The 24,352-nt window shown below is 67.5% G+C and carries 16 protein-coding genes; 6 read left to right on the top strand and 10 right to left on the bottom strand.

Features of this window, described 5'->3' with window-relative positions; translation table 11 throughout:
* Positions 1-4 precede the first annotated feature (4 nt).
* The gene (locus tag F0U60_RS27925) at positions 5-829 is read left to right on the top strand and encodes a hypothetical protein (RefSeq protein WP_395803980.1); all 825 of its coding nucleotides are present in this window, start codon (positions 5-7) and stop codon (positions 827-829) included.
* 2 nt (positions 830-831) lie between these two features.
* Here F0U60_RS27925 and F0U60_RS27920 read toward each other — a convergent pair whose 3' ends face one another.
* A complete protein-coding gene (locus tag F0U60_RS27920) occupies positions 832-2,079 on the bottom strand; it encodes an SLC13 family permease (RefSeq protein ID WP_395803978.1) in 1,248 nt (415 codons plus the stop codon).
* A 66-nt stretch (positions 2,080-2,145) separates the two neighbouring features.
* Here F0U60_RS27920 and rtcA point away from each other — a divergent pair, with 66 nt between their 5' ends.
* Positions 2,146-3,219 (top strand): RNA 3'-terminal phosphate cyclase, encoded by a 1,074-nt coding sequence (rtcA, locus tag F0U60_RS27915; protein ID WP_395803976.1) that lies wholly within the window; start codon positions 2,146-2,148, stop codon positions 3,217-3,219.
* Between the two features lie 54 nt (positions 3,220-3,273).
* On the opposite strand, the gene F0U60_RS27910 is transcribed toward rtcA, so the two are convergent.
* The 3 genes from F0U60_RS27910 to F0U60_RS27900 form a co-directional block, all read right to left on the bottom strand.
* On the bottom strand, positions 3,274-4,269 hold the full coding sequence (locus F0U60_RS27910) for an SDR family NAD(P)-dependent oxidoreductase (RefSeq protein WP_395803974.1): 996 nt from the start codon (positions 4,267-4,269) through the stop codon (positions 3,274-3,276).
* A gap of 105 nt (positions 4,270-4,374) precedes the next feature.
* Entirely contained in the window at positions 4,375-4,569 is a 195-nt protein-coding gene (locus tag F0U60_RS27905) for a hypothetical protein (RefSeq protein WP_395803972.1), read from the bottom strand.
* 26 nt (positions 4,570-4,595) lie between these two features.
* Positions 4,596-6,065, bottom strand: coding sequence for a hypothetical protein (locus tag F0U60_RS27900; RefSeq protein WP_395803970.1), 1,470 nt, complete (start codon positions 6,063-6,065; stop codon positions 4,596-4,598).
* 688 nt (positions 6,066-6,753) lie between these two features.
* Between F0U60_RS27900 and F0U60_RS27895 the strand changes: the two genes are divergently transcribed.
* Complete coding sequence (locus tag F0U60_RS27895) at positions 6,754-7,482, top strand: Nif3-like dinuclear metal center hexameric protein (protein WP_395803968.1); 729 nt, start codon at positions 6,754-6,756, stop codon at positions 7,480-7,482.
* A 26-nt stretch (positions 7,483-7,508) separates the two neighbouring features.
* Here F0U60_RS27895 and F0U60_RS27890 read toward each other — a convergent pair whose 3' ends face one another.
* Positions 7,509-8,717, bottom strand: a complete 1,209-nt coding sequence (locus F0U60_RS27890) for a M48 family metallopeptidase (RefSeq protein WP_395803966.1) — start codon at positions 8,715-8,717, stop codon at positions 7,509-7,511.
* A gap of 34 nt (positions 8,718-8,751) precedes the next feature.
* Positions 8,752-9,303, bottom strand: a complete 552-nt coding sequence (locus tag F0U60_RS27885; RefSeq protein ID WP_395803964.1) for an ester cyclase — start codon at positions 9,301-9,303, stop codon at positions 8,752-8,754.
* A 51-nt stretch (positions 9,304-9,354) separates the two neighbouring features.
* Between F0U60_RS27885 and F0U60_RS27880 the strand changes: the two genes are divergently transcribed.
* Genes F0U60_RS27880 through F0U60_RS27870 form a run of 3 tightly spaced genes read left to right on the top strand, consistent with a single transcriptional unit; the run spans position 9,355 to position 18,471 of the window.
* Positions 9,355-12,708 (top strand): AAA family ATPase, encoded by a 3,354-nt coding sequence (locus F0U60_RS27880; RefSeq protein ID WP_395803962.1) that lies wholly within the window; start codon positions 9,355-9,357, stop codon positions 12,706-12,708.
* On the top strand, positions 12,705-16,178 hold the full coding sequence (locus F0U60_RS27875) for an AAA family ATPase (RefSeq protein WP_395803959.1): 3,474 nt from the start codon (positions 12,705-12,707) through the stop codon (positions 16,176-16,178). Before F0U60_RS27880 ends, F0U60_RS27875 begins: the two co-directional genes overlap by 4 nt.
* Complete coding sequence (locus F0U60_RS27870) at positions 16,171-18,471, top strand: AAA family ATPase (RefSeq protein ID WP_395803957.1); 2,301 nt, start codon at positions 16,171-16,173, stop codon at positions 18,469-18,471. The genes F0U60_RS27875 and F0U60_RS27870 overlap by 8 nt, the downstream gene beginning before the upstream one ends.
* Before the next feature lie 12 nt (positions 18,472-18,483).
* Here the strand turns inward: F0U60_RS27870 and F0U60_RS27865 are convergent, their stop codons facing one another.
* From F0U60_RS27865 to F0U60_RS27850, 4 genes are read right to left on the bottom strand one after another with little or no spacing between them, the layout of a single operon-like run.
* On the bottom strand, positions 18,484-19,269 hold the full coding sequence (locus F0U60_RS27865) for an aspartyl/asparaginyl beta-hydroxylase domain-containing protein (protein WP_395803955.1): 786 nt from the start codon (positions 19,267-19,269) through the stop codon (positions 18,484-18,486).
* Between the two features lie 52 nt (positions 19,270-19,321).
* A complete protein-coding gene (locus F0U60_RS27860) occupies positions 19,322-20,647 on the bottom strand; it encodes a nucleotide disphospho-sugar-binding domain-containing protein (protein ID WP_395803953.1) in 1,326 nt (441 codons plus the stop codon).
* Positions 20,648-20,689: 42 nt separating this feature from the next.
* Positions 20,690-22,210: a hypothetical protein gene (locus F0U60_RS27855; RefSeq protein WP_395803951.1), complete on the bottom strand. Its 1,521-nt coding sequence runs from the start codon at positions 22,208-22,210 to the stop codon at positions 20,690-20,692.
* Positions 22,207-24,318 carry a condensation domain-containing protein gene (locus F0U60_RS27850; protein ID WP_395803949.1) on the bottom strand — a complete coding sequence of 704 codons (2,112 nt, stop codon included), beginning with the start codon at positions 24,316-24,318 and terminating at the stop codon, positions 22,207-22,209. Before F0U60_RS27850 ends, F0U60_RS27855 begins: the two co-directional genes overlap by 4 nt.
* Between the last annotated feature and the right edge of the window lie 34 nt (positions 24,319-24,352).

Here is a 24,352-nt window from a genome sequence, read left to right as displayed (position 1 = left end):
GGGAATGGCGCGGAACTCTTCTCTCCTCTTCCTGGCGCTGCTTACCGCAGGCTGTGCCTCACAGCGGCTGGCCGGCTCGGACCTGGATCGGGTAGCCCGGCCCGCTTTCATCTCTCGCATCGAAATCGATGCCGGACCGCGGAGCCTCGTGTTCCGCGAGGATGATGCCTACAAAAACAAGCTGAAGAAGCTGGAGCCGAAGGAGGCGGATCGCCGGCTCCAAGCGAAGCTGACCGCGGCGGTGTCCCGCTTCGAGGTCTCCGAGCGCCTGCGGGTGACCACGTTCCGGCAGCTGCCGCCGGAGCGGCCGTGGGTGGACGCGTTGGATCCCGCGCGGGTGGCGACGATTCTGGAGAGCTTCCTCGTGGAGGAGGTGCCGGCGAACGCCCCGGACTACGATCTGCTGGCGCGCCTGGGCGCGGACACGGTGGTCGAGTTCGTCATCCAGGACTACGGCATGCGCAGCGATGACGGGCGCGCGGGCGCGTACATGAAGGGCTACGCGCGCATGTTCAAGATCAACGGGCGCTCGGAGCTCTGGCGCCGTCCGTTCCAGGTGGATCGCGTGGCCGAGGGCGCGGAGCACCTGGATCCCTTCAAGGTGGGCAAGGATCCGTCGTTGTTCCGCCGGGAGATTACGGCGATGCTGGACGCCCTCTCGGAGCAGTTCGCCCAGGAGCTGAGCCCGAAGGATCGCAAGGGGAGCGTGGTGCCCAAGGTGGGCGGCGAGCCGGACGGCGTGAACCGCGCGGGCCGCGAATTGCCGCAACCCACGCCGCCCCCCGAGCCGACCCTGGCGCCGGGTGAGCTGCCGGATCCGGATCCGTAGCCCTAGAACAGCGCGTGCTCGGCGAGTAGCACCGCGAGCCCCAGCACGAAGCTGATGAGCGTGATGGGGATGCCCACGCGCAGGTAGCCGAGGAAGCTGATCTCGGCCTTGCCGCGCGCGGCCTCGAAGACGATGAGGTTGGCCACGCTGCCCACGAGCGTGAGGTTGCCGGCCAGCGTGGAGCCCAGCGCCAGCACGTGCCAGCCGAGCACCGGCTCGTGCAGCGTGGGCACCCAGGCACGCGCCAGCATGACGAAGGGCACGTTGCTGAAGAGGTTGGAGGCCACCAGCGTCAGCCCCGCGAAGCCGAGCGTCTCGCGCCAGGGCGGCCCGGACATGAAGGGCGAGAAGATGCGGTAGATCTCATCCGCCCAACCGGCCTTGTTCACGCCGTAGACGACCACGAAGAGGCAGGCGAAGAACAGCAGCAACACATAGTCCACGCGCTCAATGGCCTGGCGTGGGAAGCGGCGGGCCAGGGTCATCAACACCGCGGCGCCAGTGAGGGCGCTCCAGCTCATGGGCAGGCCGGCGAAGAAGGCGGCCACCACCCCGAGGAGCGTCACGAGCGTGAGCCCCAGCAGCGGCCGATCCACCGCGGGTGGGGGGGGATGGGTCTCGAAGCGCTCGTGGGAGAGCTCCTTGCGGAAGACGAAGAGCAGCCCTGCGACGACCACGGCGGTGGAGACCACGGCCGGTAGTGCCATGTAGGCGACGAACTGCGCATAGGGCAGGCCGGAGGCGCCCTGAATGAGCATGTTCTGCGGGTTGCCGGTGAAGGTGGCCACTGAACCGGCGTTGGAGGCCATGCACACGGCGAGCAGGTACGGAATGGGGGGGAGGCGCGCATCCTCGACCACCACCAGCACGAGCGGGGTGAGCATCAGACAGATGGTGTCGTTGACGAGGAAGGCGGACAGGAAGGCGCTGGTGCACGCCACGGCCACGAGGAGCAGCCGAGGGGTGTGGGCCTTGCGCAGCGCCCAGGCACCGGCCGCTCGGAAGAAGGCGGCCTGCGAGAGGTAGTCCGCGATCAACATCATCCCCAACAGCAGCACGAGCGTGTCCATGTCCACGGCGTGCCGGGAGGGGTCGGAGCTGTAGTTGAAGACCTCGGCGGGGGAGACGACACCGGCCACCACCATCAGGACCGCGCCCACGAGCGCGCCGCCAGGGCGGTCCAGCTTGGGGTAGGGAAGGCGGATGCCGGCAATGAAGACGTAGGTGAACAGGAAGATCGCGAGGGCCAAAGCGGGCGGACAGTAACCGAAAGCCTTCTGCTACGCTGCGCCGACCTTTTTTGGACGGGGAGGGGCATGGCAGGCGCCGACCGCCACGACGGACCGGTGGAGCTCGATGGGAGTGAGGGCGAGGGAGGCGGGCAGATGCTCCGCTCGGCGCTCTCGCTGTCGCTCATCACCGGGAGGCCCTTCCACATGACGCGGGTGCGGGCCAACCGCCAGCCGCCGGGGTTGCGTCCCCAACACCTCGCCTGCGTGCGGGGCGCCGAGGCCATCAGCGGAGGTCGGAGCGAGGGCGCGGCGGTGGGCTCCTCGGAGCTGCGCTTCGAGCCGGAGCCGGTGCGTCCGGGCGACTATGTGATCGAGGTGGGCACCGCGGGCAGCACACCGCTGCTCTTCCAGTGCCTCTTCTACCCGCTGGCGCTGGCGGGGGGAGGCTCGCTCACCTTGCGTGGAGGGACGCACCTGCCGCACAGCCCCAGCTACCACTACGTCGTCGGGGTGTGGCTGCCGGTGACACGGGCGTACGGACTGCACACCTCGCTGCGCCTGATGCACGCGGGCTTCTACCCAGAGGGGGCGGGGGAGTTCATCGCCGAGGTAGAGCCGGTAAGCGATCCCCCGAGTCGGGTGGAGCTGCCAGCGCGTGGGACGCTGCGGGACATCTCCGTGAGCTCGTTCGTGGGCGGATTGCCGTTCACCATCGCGGAGCGGCAGTCCAAGGCGGCGGTGGCGGCGCTGCGCGAGCAGGGCATCTACAGCCATGCGGAGAACCGGCCGCTGCCGACGACACGCTCGGTGGGAACGGTGACGTTCATCCTGGCGCAGTTCGAGAACACCCTGGCCGGCTTCACGGCGCTGGGAGAGCGGGGACGTCCAGCGGAGGAGGTGGGGCGCGAGGCGGCCGAGGAGCTGGCGCGCTTCATGGAGAGCGGGGGCGCGCTGGACGAGCACCTCGGGGATCAGATCCTCCTGCCCGCGGCGCTGCTGGCGGCGGGGAAGCTGGGTCCGGCCTCACCGGGGACGACGCGCTACACGACGGAGCGGGTGACGGAGCACCTCACCACGCACGCCCGGCTCATCGAGCGCTTCCTCCCGGTGCGGGTGACGGTGGAGCCAGGAGGCGCCGTCGAGGTCGCCCCCACGTAACGAAGCAGGTGCCGCTGGAGGAGCCCTTCAGGGCATGTCGCATGTCCATGGGAGTCAGCGGGCATCCGGAGCCCGCGGCACGAGCCCCTGTTCGCGGAGGAACGCGACGGTCCGCGCGATCCCCTCGGAGAGGGGCGTAGGCCGGAAGCCCAGTTCACGCTGGGCCTTGCTCGCGTCCACGCGGACGTCCCACAGGAGGAACGAGAGCTGACCGGGGGCGATGAGCGGCGTGAAGCCAAACGTCCTCGCGAGTGGCGCGGACGTCGAGGCGAGCAGCTTCATCAGCGCGGCGGGAGCCGTGGGGGGCGTGCTTCCTCCGCCAGCGGCCCGGAGGATCTCCGTGGCCAGCTCGCGGTTGCTCACGTGGGTGTCGGAGACGAGGAATCGTTCGCCTGACGCGCCTCGATCGGCCGCGGCGAGGTGCACGTCCGTCACGCCGTCCACATACACCACGGGCATTCCCCCGGGTGGTAGCGCGGGCGCCTTGCGGTTGAGGACCTGGAGGAAGAAGGTGTTGAGGCTCACGTGTACGGGGCTCGGCCCGTACACGGCCGCGGGGTTGACGTACACCACGTCGAGCCCCTGCTGGCGGATGACCTCCGCCTCCCGCTCCGCCGCCTGCTTCGAGCGCTCATAGGCGGTGGGTTTGGGGTGGGGATCAATGTTCGTCTCCACCAGCGTGCCCCCCCGCGGCGCGGCGAAGACGTCCATCGTCGAGGTGTACACCACGCGCTTCACCCCCGCCGCGAGCGCGGCCCGCAGCACGTTCACCGTGCCCTGGCGGTTCACCTTGTCGAAGAGGGTGTCGTCGGGTTGCCACTGCTCGGGTAGGCCCGCGGTGTGGAAGAGCCGCTCGGTCCCGCGCATCGCCGCGGGCAGTGACTCCGGGTCCGTGACGTCGCCCCGCACGAGCTCCACCTCCGCGGGCAGGATGCGCCTGGCCCGCTCGGGATCTCGCACCAGCGCGCGTACCCGGTTTCCTCGTGCCACCAGCCTGTTTGCGAGGGCGTTCCCGATGAGGCCCGTGGCCCCGGTTACCAGCACGTTCATCTTGTTCCCCCAGTGTGGGCGTATCTTCTATTAGGGGAGGTGGATTCAATTCCACCGCAAGCTCAAAGGCCTCCGTGATGGCCCGAGCGCTCGGTGACGGCGCCGCTACGTTTCCTCCGGCTCCTGGGGCCTCGGGCGGAAGAGTGGGCACCTGAGCACCGGCTGGGGCGGATACTTCTGAGGCAGCAGCGGGCAGAGGATGAACGTGGACGTCTTCGTCCGCACGTACTTCGGTGGTGCGGCGCAGCGGTGGCAGAGACTCGTCGGGAACGGCAGCGGAGACGGAGGGGCCTCATCCATGATCCCCTCCGTCTATCACGCCCTCCTCAAGGCATGCTTGCGTTGGGGCAGGCGAGTTGTCCCCCATTGAGGAAGTAGTTGTTCGTTCGCAACAGGGCATGCCCGCTGTCGGTGGAGAGGTTCGTCTGGGCTTCCTCGCCCGCGCCGAAGATCATTCCGATACCATGCGCGGCGGCGACCTCCTGCGGGTGGTCGAAGAAGTAGTCCAGACGGTTGTCCTTCCAGTGCAGGTCGTAGCCGAGCATCGACATATTTCCCACGGGGATCTGCCACCACAGGTTGGGCAGGTGCATTCGCTCCGAGAGTGCCTTGGCGAACCGGAAGGCCTGGCGGAAGTTGGGGAGCGTGGCGTTGGTCGCGTCCCACCAGCTGTTGCGCCCCAGCCGCACCTGGTAGTACTGGGCGTCGCGATCGCTCGTCTCCACTACGACGAAGTCTCCCGAGCCCCCGCCACACTCGCGCAGGAAGTCCGCCACCTTGATGGCCTCGGCCTCGACGTTGAGCGCGGGATCCCGGTTCATCATGGCGTCGATCTTCGTGGCCCACGCGGAGGCATGCAGGCCCACCTTGGCATTGGGAGCGTACTTGCGAGCCATGGCGATCATGCAGCGGCCCATGCCGGCAATCGTGTTCTCGAGCGTCCCGCAGTCCGTGGGGTTGGCCGAGGCGACCGCCGCCGGAATCAGGTGAGGGTTCGTGTTCACGTGCTGGGCATACGCCCAGAAGTCTGGCTCGATGTGGAGCAGGACGGTGGAGTTCCCAATCTGCTTCAGCACGAAACGCCAGTCATTGTAGTAGCGCTGCATCATGGCGACGTCCTGCGCCTTGGCCACCTCCTGTGCGCCCTCCGCCACACGGCTGGTGTGGAGGAGCTCGTAGTAGGTGATCATGGGGATCTGCCCCAAGAGGGTGGTCTGCGAGAGGAAGTCGCGCAGGTACTGCCCAGGGGCAAGCTGATCCCACTGCCAGCAACCCCACCATCCGCAGCCATTGGAATTCCAGCTGGCGCAGGACTGCCCCGCGGCGGAGCAGCTCGTGCTGCATGAGTTGCACACATCCGCGCTGTCGAACAGTCCACCCGCGAGGTAGATGTAACGGATATCGAATGGGGCCAGCCCGGCCACGTCGTCGCCCGTCTTCGCGCCAACGAGCACGTGGTCCTTCCCGAGCGAGTTGAGCAGCGGCTCTCCGAGGCAGCCCGTCACCGGGGGCGTACCGGCATCGGAGCCGGAGCCCGCGTCGGGAGTGCCCGCGTCGTAACCCGTGCCTGCGTCGTAACCCGTGCCCGCGTCAGAGCCGGAGCCCGCGTCGGGAGTGCCCGCGTCATAGCCCGTGCCGCCGTCGGAGCCGGTGCCTCCGTCCGTAGGCGGGCACTTCTTGCACGTTCCGCCTCCCTTTTGGGGGGCCGCCTCGGCAACGGTCGGTGCTCCACTGAGAGTGGAGACCAACAACAAGCCAGGGACCACCAGCAACAACCAACGCGAGCTGGATCTCATAGGGCTCCTCGTGAGTTTCGCGTCTGATGCTTCGATGTAAAACCAGACTCTCGATCCACGAGAACGACCACCTTCAATTCGTCTTCATACCCCATTTCATGTTTGTTATTCCGGTGGCAGCGGAAGTTTTGAGCGGTTTTCCTGGATTTCCAGTACGGACAAAGGTTTTCAGTGGCTGATTTGTCGGAACGTCAATCCGAGTCGTGCTCTGTGTATTAGCGGGCATCCAGCGCCCGCGATACGAGCCCCTGCTCGCGGAGGAATGTGACAGTCCGTGCGATCCTCCGCGCGCGGTGTGGTTGTTGAGACGGGCCTTTTCACATCTGGCGCTGCTGTCGGAGGCTCTCCGCCTTCCGCCCTGCCGCCAGCTACCAACTCGGGCGTGCCTCACGTCGGCTGCTCGCTTGTTCGGATTCCCGAAAAGAGGATGGATATCGTGCCTACATTTCGCTACAATGTGTCAAGTATGCTGGGTGTCATGCCTACATTTGCTCCATTTGTATGCATGGCTTGTTCGAGGAATAGAAATACATATCAAGTTAATTCGTTATTGCTTTGCACTTGTCGTGTCAGTGTTGTTTTTTGTGGTTGATTTAATTTGATTGTGTTTGTTTTTGCGGGTATGTTTGTGTTTGATTTTTGTTTGTGTGTTGATGTGTAAATAATAACAAGCAAATGAGAGTGATTGATGGGGCGTAATTCCTTGCATCTTCCTGCGCTCGGCGAGGTTGTTGAATACATTGATCACTCGCTGGGGGCTTCCGCAGAGACGGGCGAACGAACCCGAGTCGTCCTCGCGCGGGCGGAGCCCGTGGGCAGCTTGGGGTTGGCGCTCGAGCCATGGGCGGAGCTCGCGGAGTGGGGGCATACGGAGCGGCTCGATGCGCTCTTCCTCCATCGGCACTGGCGGCTCGATACGGAGTCACTCCCCTCGGGCCTCGGGGTGATAGCCAACCACGCTCCCTTCGACGAACGACTCGGGCTCGGGTTCAACCGACCTCTGGCGGAGGCGCTCGGTCTCGGCTCCCTGGTGCCGTTCGGTGAGCGAGCCGGGCAGTCTCTCGGTATGGTGGGCAGTCTGTCGCCCCTGTCGTCAGGCGAGCTCGTGCAACGGCTCGAGCAACTCTTTGGCGCGGTCGAGGACGTGGTCCCTGGTTCAGCGGGGCAGGTGGATCGAATCGCCGTGGCCCGGGCCATGAACGATGGGCTCGTGCGCGAGGCGGCTGGGCTTGGAGCAACCGTCTATGTGACCGGCCAGTTGCGTGTTCCGGCCCAGCGGGCGCTCGCCGACACAGGCATGTTTGCCATTGCCCTGGGGCACGCACGTTCGGAGCATTGGAGTTTGAAATTACTTGTTCAGCTCCTGCGCGAGCGGTGGCCCTTGCTTCGTACCGTCATTGCCCCCGCTCACGATTGAGCAGGGCGGGGACTCGTTGGGGTCAGTCAGTCCAGTGGGTGGGCGGCGCCCCGGAGCGCTTCGTCCACCAGCCAGGCAGGTACGGACAGCGCTCCGGCGATTCGCCGCAGCTCCAGGAATCCCTCGTCGCCTACGTTTCCGTCCGGGGCCGCCACCAGGGTGAGGTGCTGCACCAGCCGGGCTCGCTCGGAGAGGGTCGCCTCCTGGTTCACCCGGGCCAGCGTCACTCCCAACTCCCTTCGAGCCGCCTCAGGAGAGGGAAGGGGGGTTCCCTCCTCGTTCGAGGGGCTCACCACGCGCTCGCCCTGGACGAGTGCCCGCCGCAGCAACTCGGCACTCCCGGACGTCTCCTCCAGGTACGAGGGAGCCAACTCCTGGAGGTCATTGACCAGGAGGCGGTCGGCATCCTCGTCCAGGTGCCCCTCCTCGCTCGCGTAGCGGCCGGCGATCCGCAGGAAGGTCCTCGTCCTGGCGAAGGCTGCAATGCCGCGCAGCCGTGGCGCACCGAACGCGTGGGTGCTGAAGAGGCCGAGTGTCTCCTCCTCCTCGCGGGGCTTCTCCCGAGCCGAGGCTCCGGACAGGAGCGCATCGACCTGACGTATATGGGCCCGCAGCTCGGATTTCACGGGCGCCGAGGACATACCGCTCGCCAGCTTGAACAGAGCGCTCGCGGCGGCTTCGGCGTCCCTGGCGCACAGCAGTCCCGCGCGATCCGCGCTGAGCTCCGCGGCCCGGCTCCACTGGTACAGCCGGAGGGTCGTGGTGTGCCGGACGATCCGCCCCGAGGCTTCCCCCGCCATGGTCGTGGCAGGCAGCGGAAGGGTGAAGTGCCCGAAGGCGAGGTGGCCGAGCTCGTGCCCGAGGACGAAGCGCAGCTCGGCTTCGGGGAGCACCTCGAGCAGCCTCGCGGAGAGGACGATGGCGGGTGTTTCCGGTGGGCGATACACCGCCGCGGCCCGGAGCCCTGGCTCCGGATGGACGAACACCTCCACGGGGCCCTCGTAACCGAGCGTCTCCTCGCAGGCGGTCAGCGCAGCCATGACCGCCGGCGCCGTCGAGTACGTCAGCCGGAACGCGTCCGATACCAGCCGTCTCCGCCTCGCGAGGGGGGCAGACCTGGCCGGGTGCTCCTCCAGGTGACGCAGTGCCCGTTGGATGTCCTTGTCGGCGAGCAGCTCGTCGCGCAGGCGCCGCTCGGTCGCGGACTGGAAGAGGATGGGGTTCACGTGCGCCATGGTGAGGTACGCCTCCTCCCCCCAGCGTACCCCATCACTCGCCTTTTTCAGGGTTCTGGGCGCGCCGGATCAGCTCGTTCATCGGTTGGGTCGGATTCAGGACCTGTTGCGCGATCTCCGCGCCCCGGACAGGGAGCGAGCGATCAATGAGCCCCAGCTGCACGAGCACCGAGGCCTGATCCCAGTACAGGTGCTCGTGAGCGATCTTGCCTCCCTCAAATTGAACGATGACCACGAACGGCAGCTCGATGCGCTTGCCCGTCGGAGCGAGGCCCGGCAGCAGCCAGTCGATCCGCATGGAGTGGGTGAAGCTCGCGACCAGTTCGTCGACAACCCGGCCTTGCCCCACGGTCCGCGAGACCGGGACCATCGTCATGTCCGGAGGAATCTGGGACAGGAAGTGCTTCGCGTAGAACTCGTGGAGCTGCTCCCGGCCAACGGCGCCGGTCATCAGCGGGACCATGTTGACGTGGGGGTTCGCGGTCATCGTCGCCAGGGCCTCATCGGGGCTCTTGGCTGCGAACTCGGAGGCCAGGTGCTGATCCCACACGCCGCTCATTGCTTTTTCAGTGTCTGCGTCGCTCATGGCATGCGCTCCTATCAGGGAGGGTCTTCGCGAGCATAGACTGCCGGGCTCATGGCCTCTTCCGATGCCGCATCCGGGACCCTCGACTTCTCCACACCCCTTCTCTGCCAGCAGCTCTGGAGCGGTGACTACCAGGTGTTCCCCGTGGCCGCGCCCTCCCTGACGAGCCACGCGCACAGCCTCGAGGCCTGTCTGTCGGAGCAGCGGCTGTTCCTCGAGGAGCACTTGTCCAAGGTGGAGCCCGAGGAGCTCGCCCGGTTCTCCCTCCCCGCGCAGGTGCGGCTCGAGATGCTGGAGATTCAGGCGTCACGCGCCGACCTGCCCAAGCGCCTCGTCAAGCCGACCACCCTGGAGATGGCCGCGGTCGTCGTCCCGCTCCCGGAGGAGACCTGGGTCTTCGTCCCCTCGTTGGATCACACCGTCTACGTCGGTCCAAAGCAGGACGTCCGAGAGACCGTTCGCGCGGACGTGGAGCGGCTGCTCGCTGCGCGTGAGCCGACCGCTCATGAGTACCTGCGGCTGCTGCCTCCGAGAGTGGTGACGCTTGAGACTCTCGCTCTCTCGCTCCGGCGTCTGGATGCGAGCGACAAGGCCCGGCAGGCGAAGAAGAAGTGGGAGGAGAAGCTCAAGCGCGACCGGGCGAACGAGGTGCTCCTCTCCGTCTCCACCCCCTTGCACACGCGCGAGGAGGCGAAGCACGGGCCACCGCTCGTTGGCCGGGACACGGAGCTCGCGCTGCTGTCGGGATTGCTCGGGGGGGAGAAGCGGCAGGGCGTGTTGCTCGTTGGCCCCGAGCTGGTGGGCAAGTCGGAGTTGCTCCAAGCGTGGCTCCGTGCCGAGCGGAAGGCCGGCCGCTCGCGTCAGGTGTTCGCGACGAGCGGCTCGCGGCTGATCGCTGGGATGTCCGGCTTCGGCCAGTGGCAGGAGCGTGTGCTTCGCGTGATGCGCGCGGCGCAGGACCTCGATGCCGTCCTCTATTTCGAGAACCTTGGTGAGCTGCTCGCGCAGCACTCCACGGAGTCCATCGACATCCCCGGCGCGATGAAGCCCTTCCTGGAGGAGGGTCGGGTGCGCTTCCTCGGTGAGCTCACGCCTGACGCGCTGGATCTGCTGGAGAATCGGCACCCGGGTCTCTTCGCTGTGCTCTCACGTGTGCGCCTGGAGCCCCTGGCGACGAGGCACACCCGAGAGGCGCTCCGGAGCCGGGCTGCCTGGCAGCGCCAGGCGGAAGCCTCACGACCCACGCTGGCTGATGACGCGGTGGATCCCCTCGTGGACCTGGCCGAGCGCTACCTGCCCAGCCGCGCGCTGCCGGGCAAGGCGGTGCGGTTGTATGAGGAGCTGCGCGCGGGCCTGCAGCAGGAGCGCACGGGAGATGGCCGAGTCCCCGTGCTCACCCGCGAGCGGGTGTATTCGCTCTTCAGCCTCAAGACCGGTGTTCCCGAGTTCCTGCTCCGCGAGGACCGAGCGCTGCTTGCCGCTGAGGTCGAGGCGCACTTCCGCCGCCAGCTCGTCGGCCAGGAGCTCGCGGTGCGCCGCGTCGTGGAGACGCTGTGCATGGTCAAGGCGGGGCTCCAGCCACAGGGCAAGCCGCTGGCTACCTTCCTCTTCGTGGGTCCCACGGGAGTCGGGAAGACGGAGCTCGCGCGGCTGCTCGCTACGTTCCTCTTTGGCTCGCCGGAGCGGATGTTCCGCTTCGATATGAGCGAGTTCATGGACCCCTGGGCCGCCGAGCGCCTCATCCGAGGCAATACTCAGGGCGAGGGACTGCTCACGCGGCGTGTCCGCCAGCAGCCCTTCTGCGTGCTCCTGCTCGATGAGATTGAGAAGGCCCATCCGGCTGTCTTCGACCTGCTCCTGCAGGTCTGTGGGGAAGGGCGACTCACCGATGCCCGGGGCCAGACCGCCTGGTTTCACAATGCCCTCATCATCATGACGAGCAACCTCGGAGTGGCGCATCGCCGCGCTCCGCTGGGCATTGGTGCCACCGCGGTGGATGACGCCTCGTACTACCTGCGCGAGGTGCACCGGCACTTCCGGCCCGAGTTCGTCAACCGCATTGATCAGCTCATTCCCTTTCATCCGCTCACGGCTGAGCAGGCGGCGGAGGTGGCGCGCCTCGGCGTGGACAGGCTGGGGCAGCGGCGCGGGTTGTTCCAGCGCGGTATCTCGCTCCACGTCCCGCCGGAAGTCACCACCACGCTCGCCGCATCGGGGTACCAGGAGGCCTATGGCGCTCGCGCCATGCGGAGGCACCTGGATCAGCAGCTCGTGGTCCCCATTGCGCGTGTGCTCTCCGCCGCCGGGGCCGACGCCCAGGGCGGACACGTGGAGATCTCTCCGCGTCCGGAGGGGCTCGCGGTGGAGCTGTCCAAGGGAAGCCCGAAGTCGGCGCGGAATCAGCTCCGGCTGGTGTACGACCTCCAGGCGGGACGGCGGGAGATCGACGCGCTCTTCCGATTGGACGCGGTGGAGCACCTCGCGGAACAGCTTCGGTTCCTGGTGGCCCAGCTCGCGCAGGGCGAACAACGGAATGCTCGCGGACCCGAGGCCGTCTCAATGGGGAAGCAGCGGCACGAGCACAGCCGGCTCGATGAGCTCTGGTCTGAGAGCCAACGGCTTCGCTCGGCGCTGCTCGCTGCCGAGGAGCTGGCGATGGTGGCGCTCTTCGAGCAGCAGGACGCTACCCCCTTTGTGGGTGACGGCCACGAGCAGATCCGCGCGCTCCGTCGATTGATGCCTTCGGTGCTGCTCGCCCTGCAGCCGCGGAGGGATGGGATCACGCTCATCCTCCAGGAGGCGGGGGAGACGCGGGCGCTCGAGCGCTGGCTTCTGCCTCTGCTCGCGGATGCCCCCCGGCGCGGGTGGTCGATCGGAGGCCGCCTGTCAGTCATCAGCAAGGGCAGCGAGCGCACACGCAAGTGGGCGGATGAGGTCCTCGGCCTCGAGCCACTGCGGAAAGCACTCACGGATCCCTCACGCACCTCCCGGGAGGTGCTGTTGTCAGTCAGTGGTCCGTATGCCGGTGCCTTCCTGGCGCTCGAAGCCGGGCTGCATCGCTTCCTTCCTACGGAGAAGGAGGAGTCGGTCATGCTCACCGTCAGGCCCGTGGGAATGCTCACCATCCTGTCCGAGAAGGAGCTCGAGCTGCCTGCCATCGCCCCTCGACCGCAACCGCCCCTTAAGGAGCTCCGGTTGACGCCGGCCGAGCGTGAGCACCTCCCCGACGGCTGGCTCTCACTGTGCGATGGCGCGCGCAAGCTCCAGCTCGACGGCGAGAACTACTTCCAGCAGCTTGAGCTGATCCTCCTCGAACACATCCTCCACCTCGAGCGCTCCGGCGGGTTCGATCCCGAGAGCGGCTTCTCCTTTGTGCTCGACACGATCAGGGGCGCGAACCGATGAACCTCACCATCGCCGTCTACCAGAGCCGGGATTCCTCCGGTGGCTACCGGTGGACCACCCTCGCGCTCGGCCCCTATACCCGTGACCGCGAGGGCCGGAGCACGGTCAAGCTCCAGCAGAAGCTCGTGGAGGACCTCCGGAACACCCTCGGCGAGCTGCCGGTCCGGGAGCTTTCATACTTCCAGCTTCCTCGCGGCATTCGCCTGGAGCGGTTGCAGCTTGAGCTCGACTTCAAACGCGTGCGCGCTGGAACCGAGACACCTCGGCTGTCAGGACTCTTCCCGCTGATCCTCGAGCCGCGTTGGCGCACGCGCGACGAGCTCATGACCATCGCGTACCACCCCGCACGCCAGGGCGAGTGGTTCCCAGTCGATACCGGTGTCAGCCTCGAGGAGCAGGCGAAGGTCTTCTTCACCCGCGCCTGGGCTGGGCTGGAGTCCTACGAGCTGGAAGAGCTGCGCTCCAACCGCAAGGACAGCCTCAAGGCGCTCGCGTTCGTGGCCAGGCCGAAGTCGTTGCTCGATGCGCTCGGCAAGAAGAAGGGCCCCTGGGACGATCTGGAGATCGAGGACCGGCCCGGCAAGGACAAGGACAAAGACAAGAAGAAGAAGTCAGGTAACGGCAACCGCGTGCTGGGCAACCTGGGGACGAACCTCACCCTCCAGGCCGCGGAGGGCTCGCTCGACATCGGCATGGCGCGCAGCCCTTACCGCGAGCAGTTGCAGCTCCTGCTCGGTGGAGAGCGGCGCACGCCGGTGCTGCTCGTCGGGCCTCCCGGCTGTGGCAAGCGGACCCTGCTCAAGCGCTTCGTGGCCGAGCAGCTCGAGGCAGAGGGCTTCCAGACCCACCGCAACCTGGACAAGGTGACGGAGGTTTGGACGCTCGCCGGCAAGCGGATCATCGCTGGCATGAGCTACGTCGGCGACTGGGAGCAGCGCTGCCTCAAGCTGCTCGAGGACGCGAAAGGGGGGCGGCGCATCCTCTTCATTGAGGATTTGCATGCCTTTGGACGCATCGGCCGCTCGCGCGACAGCGATGCCAACCTCGCGCTCTTCTTTCAGGGATCACTCGCCCGCGGGGAAATCACGCTCGTGGGCACGGTGACACCGGAGCAGCTCCAGCGGCTCGAGTCCGACGCTCCGTCCTTCGCCGCGCTCTTTACCCAGCTCCACGTGCGGCCCACCAGCACCGACGAGACGCTCCGCATGCTGCTGCATGAGTCGCGCGAGCTGGAGGCCAAGCACCGCGTCTCCTGGGATGTGCCCCTCTTTCCGGCCCTGCTCGAGCAGGCCCAGTCGCTCCTCTCCGGGACCGCGCTGCCGGGCAAGGCGCTCGATCTGCTGCGTGCACTGGCCACCGATATGGGGGCTCCGGAGAAACATCTCGGGGTCGAGGCGCTCTTCGAGTACCTCTCTCGCAGGACGGGGCTGCCAGACTTCCTGATCCGCCCCCAGGAGAAGCTGGCGCCGGAAGAGGTCCACGACGCGCTCTCTCGCAAGGTCATGGGGCAGCCGGATGCGGTGGCGGTGGCGTGCGATCTCATCGCGCGCATCCACTCCGGGCTCACCGATCCTCGGCGGCCCTACGGCGTCTATCTGTTCACCGGTCCCACGGGCACCGGGAAGACCGAGCTCGCACGCGCGCTGGCTGGCTACCTGTATGGCGATGCCTCGCGCATGGTGCGGCTCGACATGGCCGAGTTCCAGACGGCAGAGGCCGTCGCGCGGCTCACCGGTGATGCGTGGCAGCCGGAGGGTCGTCTCACGCGGCTCATCCGCGAGCAGCCATTCTCGCTCGTGCTGTTCGATGAGATTGAGAAGGCGCACCCCTCGCTGCTCAACCTGCTCCTGCAGACGTTCGACGAGGGCCGGCTGACTGACGCCTCGGGCGAGACGGCGGACTTCACCCATACCGTCATTGTGATGACGAGCAACCTCGGGGCTCGGCGCAAACCGGCGGTGGGCATTGGCTCGCCGGACGCGCAGGCCCTGGCGCTCGACGCGGACCGGGCCGTGCGCGAGTTCTTCCCGCCCGAGCTCTTCAACCGCATTGATCGCATCGTGCACTTCGCGCCGCTCTCGCGGGAGGTGGGCGAGAAGGTGGTCGAGAAGGAGCTCGCGCGGCTGCTGTCGCGGCACGGGTTGACCTCGCGCCACATCTTCGTGTCCGCGGACGACGCGGTGAAGCGGCGCATCGTTGAGGAGGCCTTCGATCCACAGTTGGGGGCGCGCCCGTTGAAGCGCTACCTGGAGGAGAAGGTCGGGCAGGTCCTCTCCGAAGCCATCATCAAGGGACCCCATGCCCTGATGCGGTTGTTCCAGCTCTACACCCGCGACGGTCGCTTCGAGGTGCAGGCCGATGCGCTGATCCCCCGGGAGCCGGTGGCCGAGGGGTTCGCGTTGGAGCCGCACCTGGCGATCCCTGTTGCCCGGCTGCGCGAGAAGATGCTCGAGGCGCGCGAGGTGGTGCGGGAGATGAGGGAGAGCGCCGACCTCGGCTCGCTGTCCGAGCAGGTCCGCTTCCACCTCGATCGCCTGCGCACGGGCGAGGGCGAGCACGCCGAATCGCTGTACACGCTCGACTCGATGCGGATGTACCTGGAGGAGTTCGCCTCCCAGCTCGAGTCCCTCGCTCGCGCCCCCGAGGAGGAGGCGCGCGAGATGATCGAGGTCGAGCGCTTCGGCACCCTGGAGCGGCCCAAGGTCGATAGATGGGACTCAGGGGGGCGCATCCGGATCTTCGACCGGCGAGCACTCGCGCCTGTGAAGGTCGTCTCCCGTGAGCAGATGCTCGATGCGCTGGCCGAGGTGTACTTCCTGCAACGCATCCTCCGGAATCTCTCCAGCCCCGATCAGCACGTGCTCACCCTGGAGCTGCTTCCCCTGGGGCAGTGGCGGCAGGGCGCGTCCAGCGGCTCCCTGCTCACCCGGTGGCTTTGTACGGCCTATGCCTGGTCGCGAGGCGACATCGAGTCCTTCGCCGTGCACCTGCCCGGAGGCGCTGTGGTGACGGGAGGTGCCCGACGGCTTCGGGAGTTCCTGGGCTCGTCGATGGCGGAGCCGGTGCACGCCGCGATCAAGTTGGTGGGTCCCGGCGTGCGGCCTTTCTTCGAGGGAGAGGGGGGACTGCACGTCTGGCAGTCCTCGGGGCGGCTCCCGGAGATCGTGAAGGTCCGTGTCCATGAGGCGAGCGCGCCTGAGCCCTCGGAGCTGCTCGCGTTGCACGGTGCGAAGCTCCTGGCCTTCCACAAGGCCCGTCAGGAGGGGGTGCGCCCGCTCCCGGAGGATCCTGAATCGGCCGCCCCTGTCGTTCGTGCCTACCGCTTCGAGCCGCCCGCGCGGCCAGGGACGATCTCCGTGCTGGAGCTCGATGACTACCTGCTCACCCACAGCGGCAGCCACCGTGTGAGGACCCCCGCGGATGCCCTGCCTGCCCTGTGGCGGTTGAGGATGAGCCAGAACCATGAGTGACAAGAGCCTTCGCGTCTACTTCACGACCCACCACGATGGTCGGCTCTCCGGACAGCTCTTGCCCGTCTGGGACCGCCTCTTCGACGACCCTCCGCCTTCCGCCTACGGCACCAGCGAGGCCGAGGTCTATGCCTTGCTCGAGATGAAGGTGCGGCAGCTCCTGCTCGAGGATTCCTCCGCGCTCGAACGCTTCCTGTGGGAGGAGACCCTGGAGGCCCGGACCATCTCCGTGGAGATCCACCCGCAGACGGTGCACAAAAAGCGGCCGGTGATCGCCAAGGCGCTCATCCCGCTGAAGCTGACGTACGTCTACGGGAAGTTGGAGAGTGGCGCCTGGCGCGTGCGGGTGCCGCGCTTCGGCTGGTCGTTTGTCATCGAAGACCTCTCCATCGCTCGCGAGGTATTGCAGAACGCGCTCACCACCGCGCTGCTCGGGGAGAAGCCCAAGGGGCTCTACGACTTCCGCCACGAGGGCCCGGAGTACGTGTGCAGCTGGGACCCGGGCGGACTGCAGCGGGACTCCCGCGGCGGCAAGCGCGAGGTCCAACGGCCGGAGGTGCTGGAGCAGATCGGCGAGGAGTTGACCTCTCGGGCCTTGGGCGGCAGGCAGCCTGCGCTCGTGTACGACGCCGAGGCCATGCGCTCGTGGCTCGCCCATGCGAAGCGACAGCCTCCGCAGTCGCTGTTGCTCGTCGGAGGACCCGGTGTCGGCAAGACGAGCCAGGTGCTGATGCTCGCGCGCTTCATCGCCGAGCGGCGGCGTGAGGACAAGGAGACGCGTCTGCCGGACATCTGGCGCACCAGCGCCGAGCGCATCGTGGCCGGCATGGTGTACCTGGGCATGTGGCAGGAGCGCTGTTTGAAGATCGTCGACGCGCTCTCGTATGAGAACGACTACCTCTACGTGGATCGGCTCACGTCGATCCTCGCGCCTCAGCCGGATGGATCGTCGATCGGGGATCTGCTGATCCCCGCCGCGATGAGCGAGGAGATCTCCCTCATCGCCGAGTGCACCGAGGCCGAGCTCGAGCGCTGCCAGCGGCGCTTCCCAGAGGCCCTGCGGCCCTTTCGTATTATTCGCATCGAGCCTCCACCGGCCTCGCAGGTCCCGGAGTGGATGCTGCGCTACCAGTCAGCGAAGCGCAGCAGTGTGAGCATCCACCCCCTGGGCCTGCGGCAGCTCGTGGGGCACCTCGAGACGTTCCAGCGTGACAGTCTGTTCCCGGGAAAGGCCTTCCGTTTTCTCGACTGGCTCGAACAGCAGGGCGAGCGAGGCAAGGCCCGCACGCTCTATCCGCGTGATGTCTCCGAGGCCTACGCGCGCTACACGGGACTGCCACTCCAGCTCATCAGCGATGAGATCCCCGCCGAGCAAGCCACGCTCGCGGCGCAGTTGCGGCAGGGTGTCGTCGGTCAGGATCGTGCCTGTGAGCTGGCCGCGGGCGTGCTCGCACGGTTCAAGGCCGGGCTCAATGATCCGGAGAAGCCGGTAGGCACGTTGCTCTTCGCCGGGCCTACGGGCGTGGGGAAGACGGAGTTGTCCAAGCAGCTCGCGCGCACGCTCTTCGGCAATGAGGACCGGATGATCCGGCTCGACATGTCCGAGTACATGCTGCCCGGCTCGGCCCAGCGGCTGATGGAGGTCGGTCCTGGCATCACCAGCCTCGCCGAGCGCGTTCGTCAGCAGCCAATGTCGCTCGTCCTCTTTGATGAGATTGAGAAGGCACACCCGGACGTGTTCGATCTGCTGCTCGGGATTCTGGGGGAGGGGAGACTCACCGACAGCCTGGGGCGGCTGGTGGACTTCCGGATGACGGTGGTTTGCATGACGAGCAACCTCGGCGTCGAGTCGTCTGAACCCGCGGGCTTCGGTGCTGAGCGGGGCTCGGAGGATTTCTTTCGGGCCATCCGTCAGGCGTTCCGTCCGGAGCTGTTCAACCGCATCGATCACATCATCCCGTTCCGCCGTCTGTCGGAAGCGGACGTGCTGCGCATCGTGGACCTGGAGCTGGAGAAAGCGGCCTCACGGGCGGGACTCCTGCGGCGCAGGCTTCGGCTGGTGGTGGAGCCGGACGCGCGGGCCTGGCTGGCTCGTCACGGGTACGAGCCGAAGCTGGGCGCTCGGCCGTTGAAGCGGCTCATTGAGGCCAAGGTGATGGCCCCCATCGCCGTGAGGCTCTCGGCCGATGCCGCTCTAGAGGGAGCGATGCTCCCGGTGGTCGTGGCCGGCAGTGCCGCCGAGCGGATGTTGGGACCTGAGTACCGCGCGCTCGCGACGGTGCTCGAGGCCTGAGAGGGGGCAGGCTCACCTGCCGGGAGCCGCACGGCGGAGATCGAACTCCTGACCGAAGTACTCCTCCCAGCGCCGTGAGTTCTGCTCGCTTTGCTGGATGTAGGGCGACAGGCTGATCAGCTTCACCACCAGACGGTTGAGGCCGTCGAGCAGCGGCGGCATGGGCCGTAGGAAGTCCACGAAGAGCACGACGCGGTCTCCTTCGTTCTCCTTCCAGACCTCGTGGTCGTGGGTGTCATCGAAGATGAGGCTGCGCCCCTCCTGCCAGGAGGCCGTCTCCTGGCCCACGCGGATGCGGCACTTGTCCGCGGGCTCGGGCACGAGGAGGCCCAGGTGGTAGCGCAGCACGCCCTTATAGTGGCCAGAGTGCGCGGGAATGTGCTTGCGGCCCCGGAGGATGGAGAACATGGCACTCGTCATGCCAGGGATGCTCTCCAACAGGCGCGTGGTCTCTGGGCAGCGACGGCAGTTGTCCTCGAACTTCACCCCGTAGCCGTAGAAGGGGAACGTCTTCCAGCGATCATCCGTGGTCAGCTCGCGCTGCTCCTGCATGAGATCCTGGAAGTTGGGGATGATCTCCACCCCGCGCATGACCGCGTCCAGCTCCTGGCGGATGACCCGCCAGTTCTGCTCGATACGGGCCGCGAAGGGGAACTCCGTGGGCTCGAAGAAGGTGCGGCGCGCCTCCGGGGTTCGCTCGATGGCTTGCGTGACCTGTCTGGCCGCGAAGATGGCGCTGTGCGTGAGGGCGGTGCCCGCCAGCTGTCGCGCGCGCTGTTTCATTCCGATGTTGTCCATGTCCAACCTTTTCCGAGGTGTCGATTGAAGAGGGGGCGCTTCAACTGGGCGCTCATGCGCGGCGCAGGTGTTTCTCGAGGGCTTCGACCATCGCCTGCTCCTGCTCGGCCGCTTGGAACAGTGCCTGCATTCGTGCCAGTTCGCGTCGGTACGAGGGATTCTCCACGACCTCGTCGAGCAGGGGGACGAAGGTGTCGGGCGTCAGCTCGTCGATGGAGGCACGCACCCCGAGGCCATGGTGGACGACCCGGGCCGCCACTCCGGGCTGGTCGAACTGGATCGGCAACACCACCATCGGCACACCGAAGTAGATGCACTCCTTGACGCTGTTGAAGCCGCCGTGGGTCACCATGGCGGACGCGCGTCGCAGCATCTGGAGTTGGGGCACATGCTTCACGGACACGAGGTTGGCCGGGGCCTGTCCGGGTGTCTCCTCCGTCCACTGGTTGGTGGCGACCACGAACTGCCACCGCGGGCGTCGTCGCGCCGCATCGGCCACGGACTGGTGGAAGCGTCTGGCCCGCTCGGGATGGATGACCATCGTTCCCAGGGAGCACACGACGAGGGGCCGTTCTCCATCGAGCCGTTCCCAGGGGAAGTCCGGCTCCTGCCGCTGCAGGTCGATGCTGGGGCCCGTGTAGTGGTACTCGATGGAGAGCTTCGCATCGCGGAACTCCACGAACTCGCGCGGGCAGAGGATGAGCATGGGATCGTGCTCGCCGGTGGGTCTGCCCGCGAAGTCCAGGCCCGAGAGCGGATAGCCATGCTTGCGCGCCAGCTTGCGCCGGTACCCGAGGCCGTCCGGTTCGAGCCCCACCCACGTGCTCAAGGCACCCAGCTTCGCGTCGAGCAGGACGCGTCCCCAATCCAAGGCGCCCTGGACCTTGCTGGAGAGCCGGCCGTCGGGAATGCACCCGGAGGTGGGGGGCGGCGTCATCGGCTCCCATCGCAGGGGGATGCTCGTGTTCAGCAGCAGGGCGGGTACCTGATGGCCACGGAGGACCAGGAATGTCTCGGGGAGCAGCACGTCCGTGATGCCCAGGTCCGGACGCGTCCGGGAGATGATCTGGTCGAACTCGCCCTGGAGCAGGGACTCGAGCATCCTCGTCTGCTTGCGGACCAGCTCGCGCACGTAGAGGAACCGTGACAGGCCGCTCAAGCTCCCGAGCCGGGCTTTGATCTCCGTCTGGAACCCCTTCGGGTAGAGGTGCTCGAAGAGGCACTCGAACTCGAACCCCTCTGCCCGGATGAGGTCCTCCATGTCTCGGAGGCCGCAATAGACGATCCGGTGTCCGCGCTTCTGGAGGGCCCTGGCCATCTTGAGCGAGGGGTTGATGTGCCCGCGCTCGGGCATGGGAACGAAGAGAATGGTCGACACGTGTGTACCCGGGTGGAGAGGCGCGCCTGGTCGGGCCAGCGGCTACCTCGTGACGGTGTCTTTCAGGAGAGAGGGCTCGAGGAACGCGGAGCCCGGCGGATACCAGGACCACGCGCCCCAGGTGGGCCTCGGGGGCTCGGCGCCAGCGGGCGGTGCAAGCGACAGCACCCCCTTGTCGAAGAGCCCCTCCATCCGCGCGAGGTCCGTCTCCCCGTGCCCCAGCTGGCCCGCCGGCCGGCCTAGGAGCTCGTTCATCAGGTCCCGCTCCTCCGGACTCAGTCTGGCGTTCACATAGTCGGAGCTGAACGCCCCGCTGGCCTCGTCGAGCCGACGCACGAGGGGGCTCAGTCGCACCACCAGTTCGTCGAAGCTCCAGTGGGGAGTCGTCGTGTCCGACTCGAGCCGATCCACGCAGGCCCGGAGGCTGGCGGAGAAGGCCTCGCGGGTGAAGGTGCGGCGGATGAGCGCGGCTCCCCGTTGGCATTCCTCTCGGACTGGGCCCGGCGCGAGGAGATCCTGGAGGATTCTCGCCGCCACGGTGGCATAGGCGTTCGGGGCCCCCGCGGCCATCTCCCCGCTCTCGCGCACGATGATGCCGTGGCCCGGTGGGAGCGCATGGCGGTTGTTGCCCGCTCCATTGGTATAGATGGGGCAGCCGTTGAGCACGGACTCGAGCACGTACATCCCGAAGGGCTCCGGCGAGGCGTTGTAGGCGAGTCCGAAGCGCGCCTCCCGGAAGAGGCGGAAGAGCGCGGGCTGCTTCAGGTGGGGGACTGGCAGCAGGAGATCCTCCAGCCCGGCCTCCGCGGATTGGAGCGCCGCGGCCAGCGCGGGCACGGGGAAGGGATAGCCGTAGCGGAGCGCGTGCTGGATGAGCGCGAAGTCCTGGGCCGCCACCACCAGGCGCACGGGAGGATGGCCATGTTCCCGGGTCAGCGCTCGCAGGTGCAGGAGGATGGAGCAGACGGCCAGCCAGTTCGCCTTGGTGGGTTGGATCGCATGGCCCAGCACCTCGCCGCGATCCAGCGCCTCTTGCACGGACTCGGGCAGCTCTCCTCCTGGCAGGCGGGCATCTCCCTCCGCGGCTTCCAGGCAGGGCAGGGTGGGGACGAGGGAGCCGACCACCTGGGCGCCTCGTGGATCCAGGCACCGGCGCTGCCGCCAGTCCGGCGTCATCAGGAGAGAGGAGAGCGTGTCGTGGAGGTAGGGCGACAGCGTCCCGTACAGGTCGATGAGGGGGTTGCCGAGCCAGAGCGTGGGCTGGCCATGGAGCCCGTGAAAGAACACGAACGTCCGCCGGGCCAGCTCTCGGCTGGGAGGGTGAATCCCCAGGCCGAGATCGCAGAAGACGGCCAGGTCCGCTGGAGGCCTCGAGCGCAGGGTCAGCAGCCGCCGCGCATTGGCCAGCGGGATGCCCGTGTCCCCCGCGTTGGGGCGGTAGTGGTTGTGGCGTTCGAGCTCATGGCCGAGCGCCCGCAACTCCTCCTCCACCCAGGCGTTGATGGCTCCCGAGGCGCTCTGGAACGGCTCCGCCTCCACGAACAGATAGGCCTTGCGGCTCATGCGAGCTCTCTCTCTTTCGAAGGTGCGGGGAGGAGCCGGGCCGGCAGCGGGGACAGAGCCTCCAGGGGCCGATCCGGATCCTCCACCACCTGCGTCAGCTGCGTCTGGAGTGCCTCGGCCATCGCGGCGATTGTCTCTGGCTCGAAGAGCTCGGTCCTGTACTCCAAGCGGCCCACCAACCCCTCCGGGCCGTCCACCAGCAGGAGTTGCAGATCATTGAGCAGCAGCTCCAGCTCCACGTGCATCACGCGGATGGCGAGGCCGGCCACCGTGGTGGTGACCGGAGCGGAGCCCTGGAAGACGTAACCGATGGGGCTCAGCGGGCGGCTGTCCACCTTCTCCGGACGCAGGAGCTCCACCAGCTCCGCGTGGGGCAACGCCTGGTGCTCGGACGCTTCCAGGTAGCCCGCACGTACACGCCGCAGCACCTCGCGGAAGTGGGGGTTGCCGGACAGGTTCGTGCGCAGCAGCAGGTAGCTGGCGAACATGCCCACCAGCGGCTCCAGCTCCGGGCGGGGGCGGTTGGCGTGGACGAAGCCCACCATCAGCTCCTCCTGCCGGGTCATCCGCGCCAGGAAGGTCTGGAAGGCCGCCAGGCCCAGCATGAAGGGGGTGACGCCTTCGCGGCGAGCCAGGGCTCGGAGCTCGTCGGACACCTCCCGCGAGAGGGTGAAGGTGTGGACGCCCTTGTGGAAGCTCCCCACCTCCGGACGCGGGTGATCAAAGGGCAGCGGCGGCGGAGGCGGTGGGTCCGCCAGCCGGCGGCTCCAGTAGGCCCGGTGGTGTTCCAGCACCTCGCCCTGCATCCACTCTCGCTGCCACAGGGTGTAGTCGCGGTAGCTCAGGGTCAGCTCGGGCAGCGGTGAGGGCTGATCCTCGCTGAAGGCGCCGTAGAGCGCCGACAGCTCGTTCATCATCACCCCGCCGGACACCAGGTCCGTGACGGCGTGGTGGATGGCCAGCATCAGCACGTGCAGCTCGTCCGAGAGCCGGTAGAGGAGGGTGCGCATCAGCGGCCCCTGCTCCATGTCGAACGGGCGCCAGCCCTCCTCGTTCAGCCGCCGCAGGACCTCGGCCTCGCGAGCCTCCTCCGGCACGTGGCTGAGATCCTCTACGGGCAGCACCCAGGGCATCGGCGGAGCCACGCGCTGCACGCTCTGGCCGTCCACCACCGGGAAGGAGGTGCGCAGCGGCTCGTGGCGGCGCACCAGCTCCTCCAGGGCCATCCGCAGTGCCTCCACGTCCAGCCGTCCTTCCAGGCGCAGCGGCGTGAGGACGCGGTTGTAGATGCTCCCTGCTCCCATGCGCTCGGGAGACCAATAGGCCGCCTGCGCGAAGGACAGGGGCACGTCCCCGGTCTCCTGGGTGGGTGAGATCGGGGGCGGTCTCGCGGGCGCACCGGCACGCGGTGCTGCGAGCCGCTCGGCCAGCTTGGCCACGGTGGGCAGGTCGAACAGCTCCTGCAGGGAGATGTCCACGTCGAACACGGCGCGGATGCGCGCCACCAGTTGCGTGGCCGCCAGGGAGTGGCCGCCCAGGTCGAAGAAGTCGTCGTGGATGCCCACGCGCTCCACGCCCAGCAGCTCCGCCCACAGGCCCACCAGCAGCTCCTCCACCAGAGTGCGCGGAGGCACCTGCGCCGCAGCCCGAGCCGCGGACGTGCCCGGTACCGGAAGCGCCCGCCGGTCCAACTTCCCGTTGGGCGTGAGGGGGAGCGCGTCCAGGAAGACGAAGGTCGCTGGCACCATGTACTCGGGCAGCCGGCCCTTGAGCGTGGCGCGCAGGACTGTCTCCTCGGGCTCGTCGTCGCGGGACACCACGTAGGAGACGAGGCGCTGGAGGCCGGGAGAGTCCTCGCGAAGAAGGGTGAAGGCGTCGAGGACGGAGGGGTGCTCGCGCAGAACGGAGGAGACCTCGGAGGGCTCGATGCGGAAGCCGCGCAGCTTCACCTGCTCGTCAATGCGGCCGAGGAACTCCAGGGAGCCAGAGGGCAGCCAGCGAACGAGGTCCCCGGTGCGGTAGAGGCGAGCACCAGGCTCTTGGGAGAAGGGATTGGGGACGAAGCGCTCGGCGGTGAGGTCCGGACGGCCGAGGTAGCCGCGAGCCACGCCCGGGCCACCGACGAAGAGCTCGCCGGGCAGG

Source organism: Archangium minus, assembly GCF_044360475.1.
GTDB lineage: Bacteria > Myxococcota > Myxococcia > Myxococcales > Myxococcaceae > Archangium > Archangium minus.
The sequence above is the reverse complement of the archived record's forward strand: the minus strand, read 5'-3'. Positions and strand labels throughout refer to the sequence as shown.

Coding starts and splice junctions, on each gene's coding strand:
- F0U60_RS27905 (WP_395803972.1), bottom strand. CDS start 4,569: ATGGATGAGGCCCCTCCGTCTCCGCTGCCGTTCCCGACGAGTCTCTGC.
- F0U60_RS27910 (WP_395803974.1), bottom strand. CDS start 4,269: ATGAACGTGCTGGTAACCGGGGCCACGGGCCTCATCGGGAACGCCCTC.
- F0U60_RS27900 (WP_395803970.1), bottom strand. CDS start 6,065: ATGAGATCCAGCTCGCGTTGGTTGTTGCTGGTGGTCCCTGGCTTGTTG.
- rtcA (WP_395803976.1), top strand. CDS start 2,146: ATGGCAGGCGCCGACCGCCACGACGGACCGGTGGAGCTCGATGGGAGT.
- F0U60_RS27895 (WP_395803968.1), top strand. CDS start 6,754: ATGGGGCGTAATTCCTTGCATCTTCCTGCGCTCGGCGAGGTTGTTGAA.
- F0U60_RS27870 (WP_395803957.1), top strand. CDS start 16,171: ATGAGTGACAAGAGCCTTCGCGTCTACTTCACGACCCACCACGATGGT.
- F0U60_RS27865 (WP_395803955.1), bottom strand. CDS start 19,269: ATGGACAACATCGGAATGAAACAGCGCGCGCGACAGCTGGCGGGCACC.
- F0U60_RS27890 (WP_395803966.1), bottom strand. CDS start 8,717: ATGGCGCACGTGAACCCCATCCTCTTCCAGTCCGCGACCGAGCGGCGC.
- F0U60_RS27880 (WP_395803962.1), top strand. CDS start 9,355: ATGGCCTCTTCCGATGCCGCATCCGGGACCCTCGACTTCTCCACACCC.
- F0U60_RS27925 (WP_395803980.1), top strand. CDS start 5: ATGGCGCGGAACTCTTCTCTCCTCTTCCTGGCGCTGCTTACCGCAGGC.
- F0U60_RS27875 (WP_395803959.1), top strand. CDS start 12,705: ATGAACCTCACCATCGCCGTCTACCAGAGCCGGGATTCCTCCGGTGGC.
- F0U60_RS27855 (WP_395803951.1), bottom strand. CDS start 22,210: ATGAGCCGCAAGGCCTATCTGTTCGTGGAGGCGGAGCCGTTCCAGAGC.
- F0U60_RS27885 (WP_395803964.1), bottom strand. CDS start 9,303: ATGAGCGACGCAGACACTGAAAAAGCAATGAGCGGCGTGTGGGATCAG.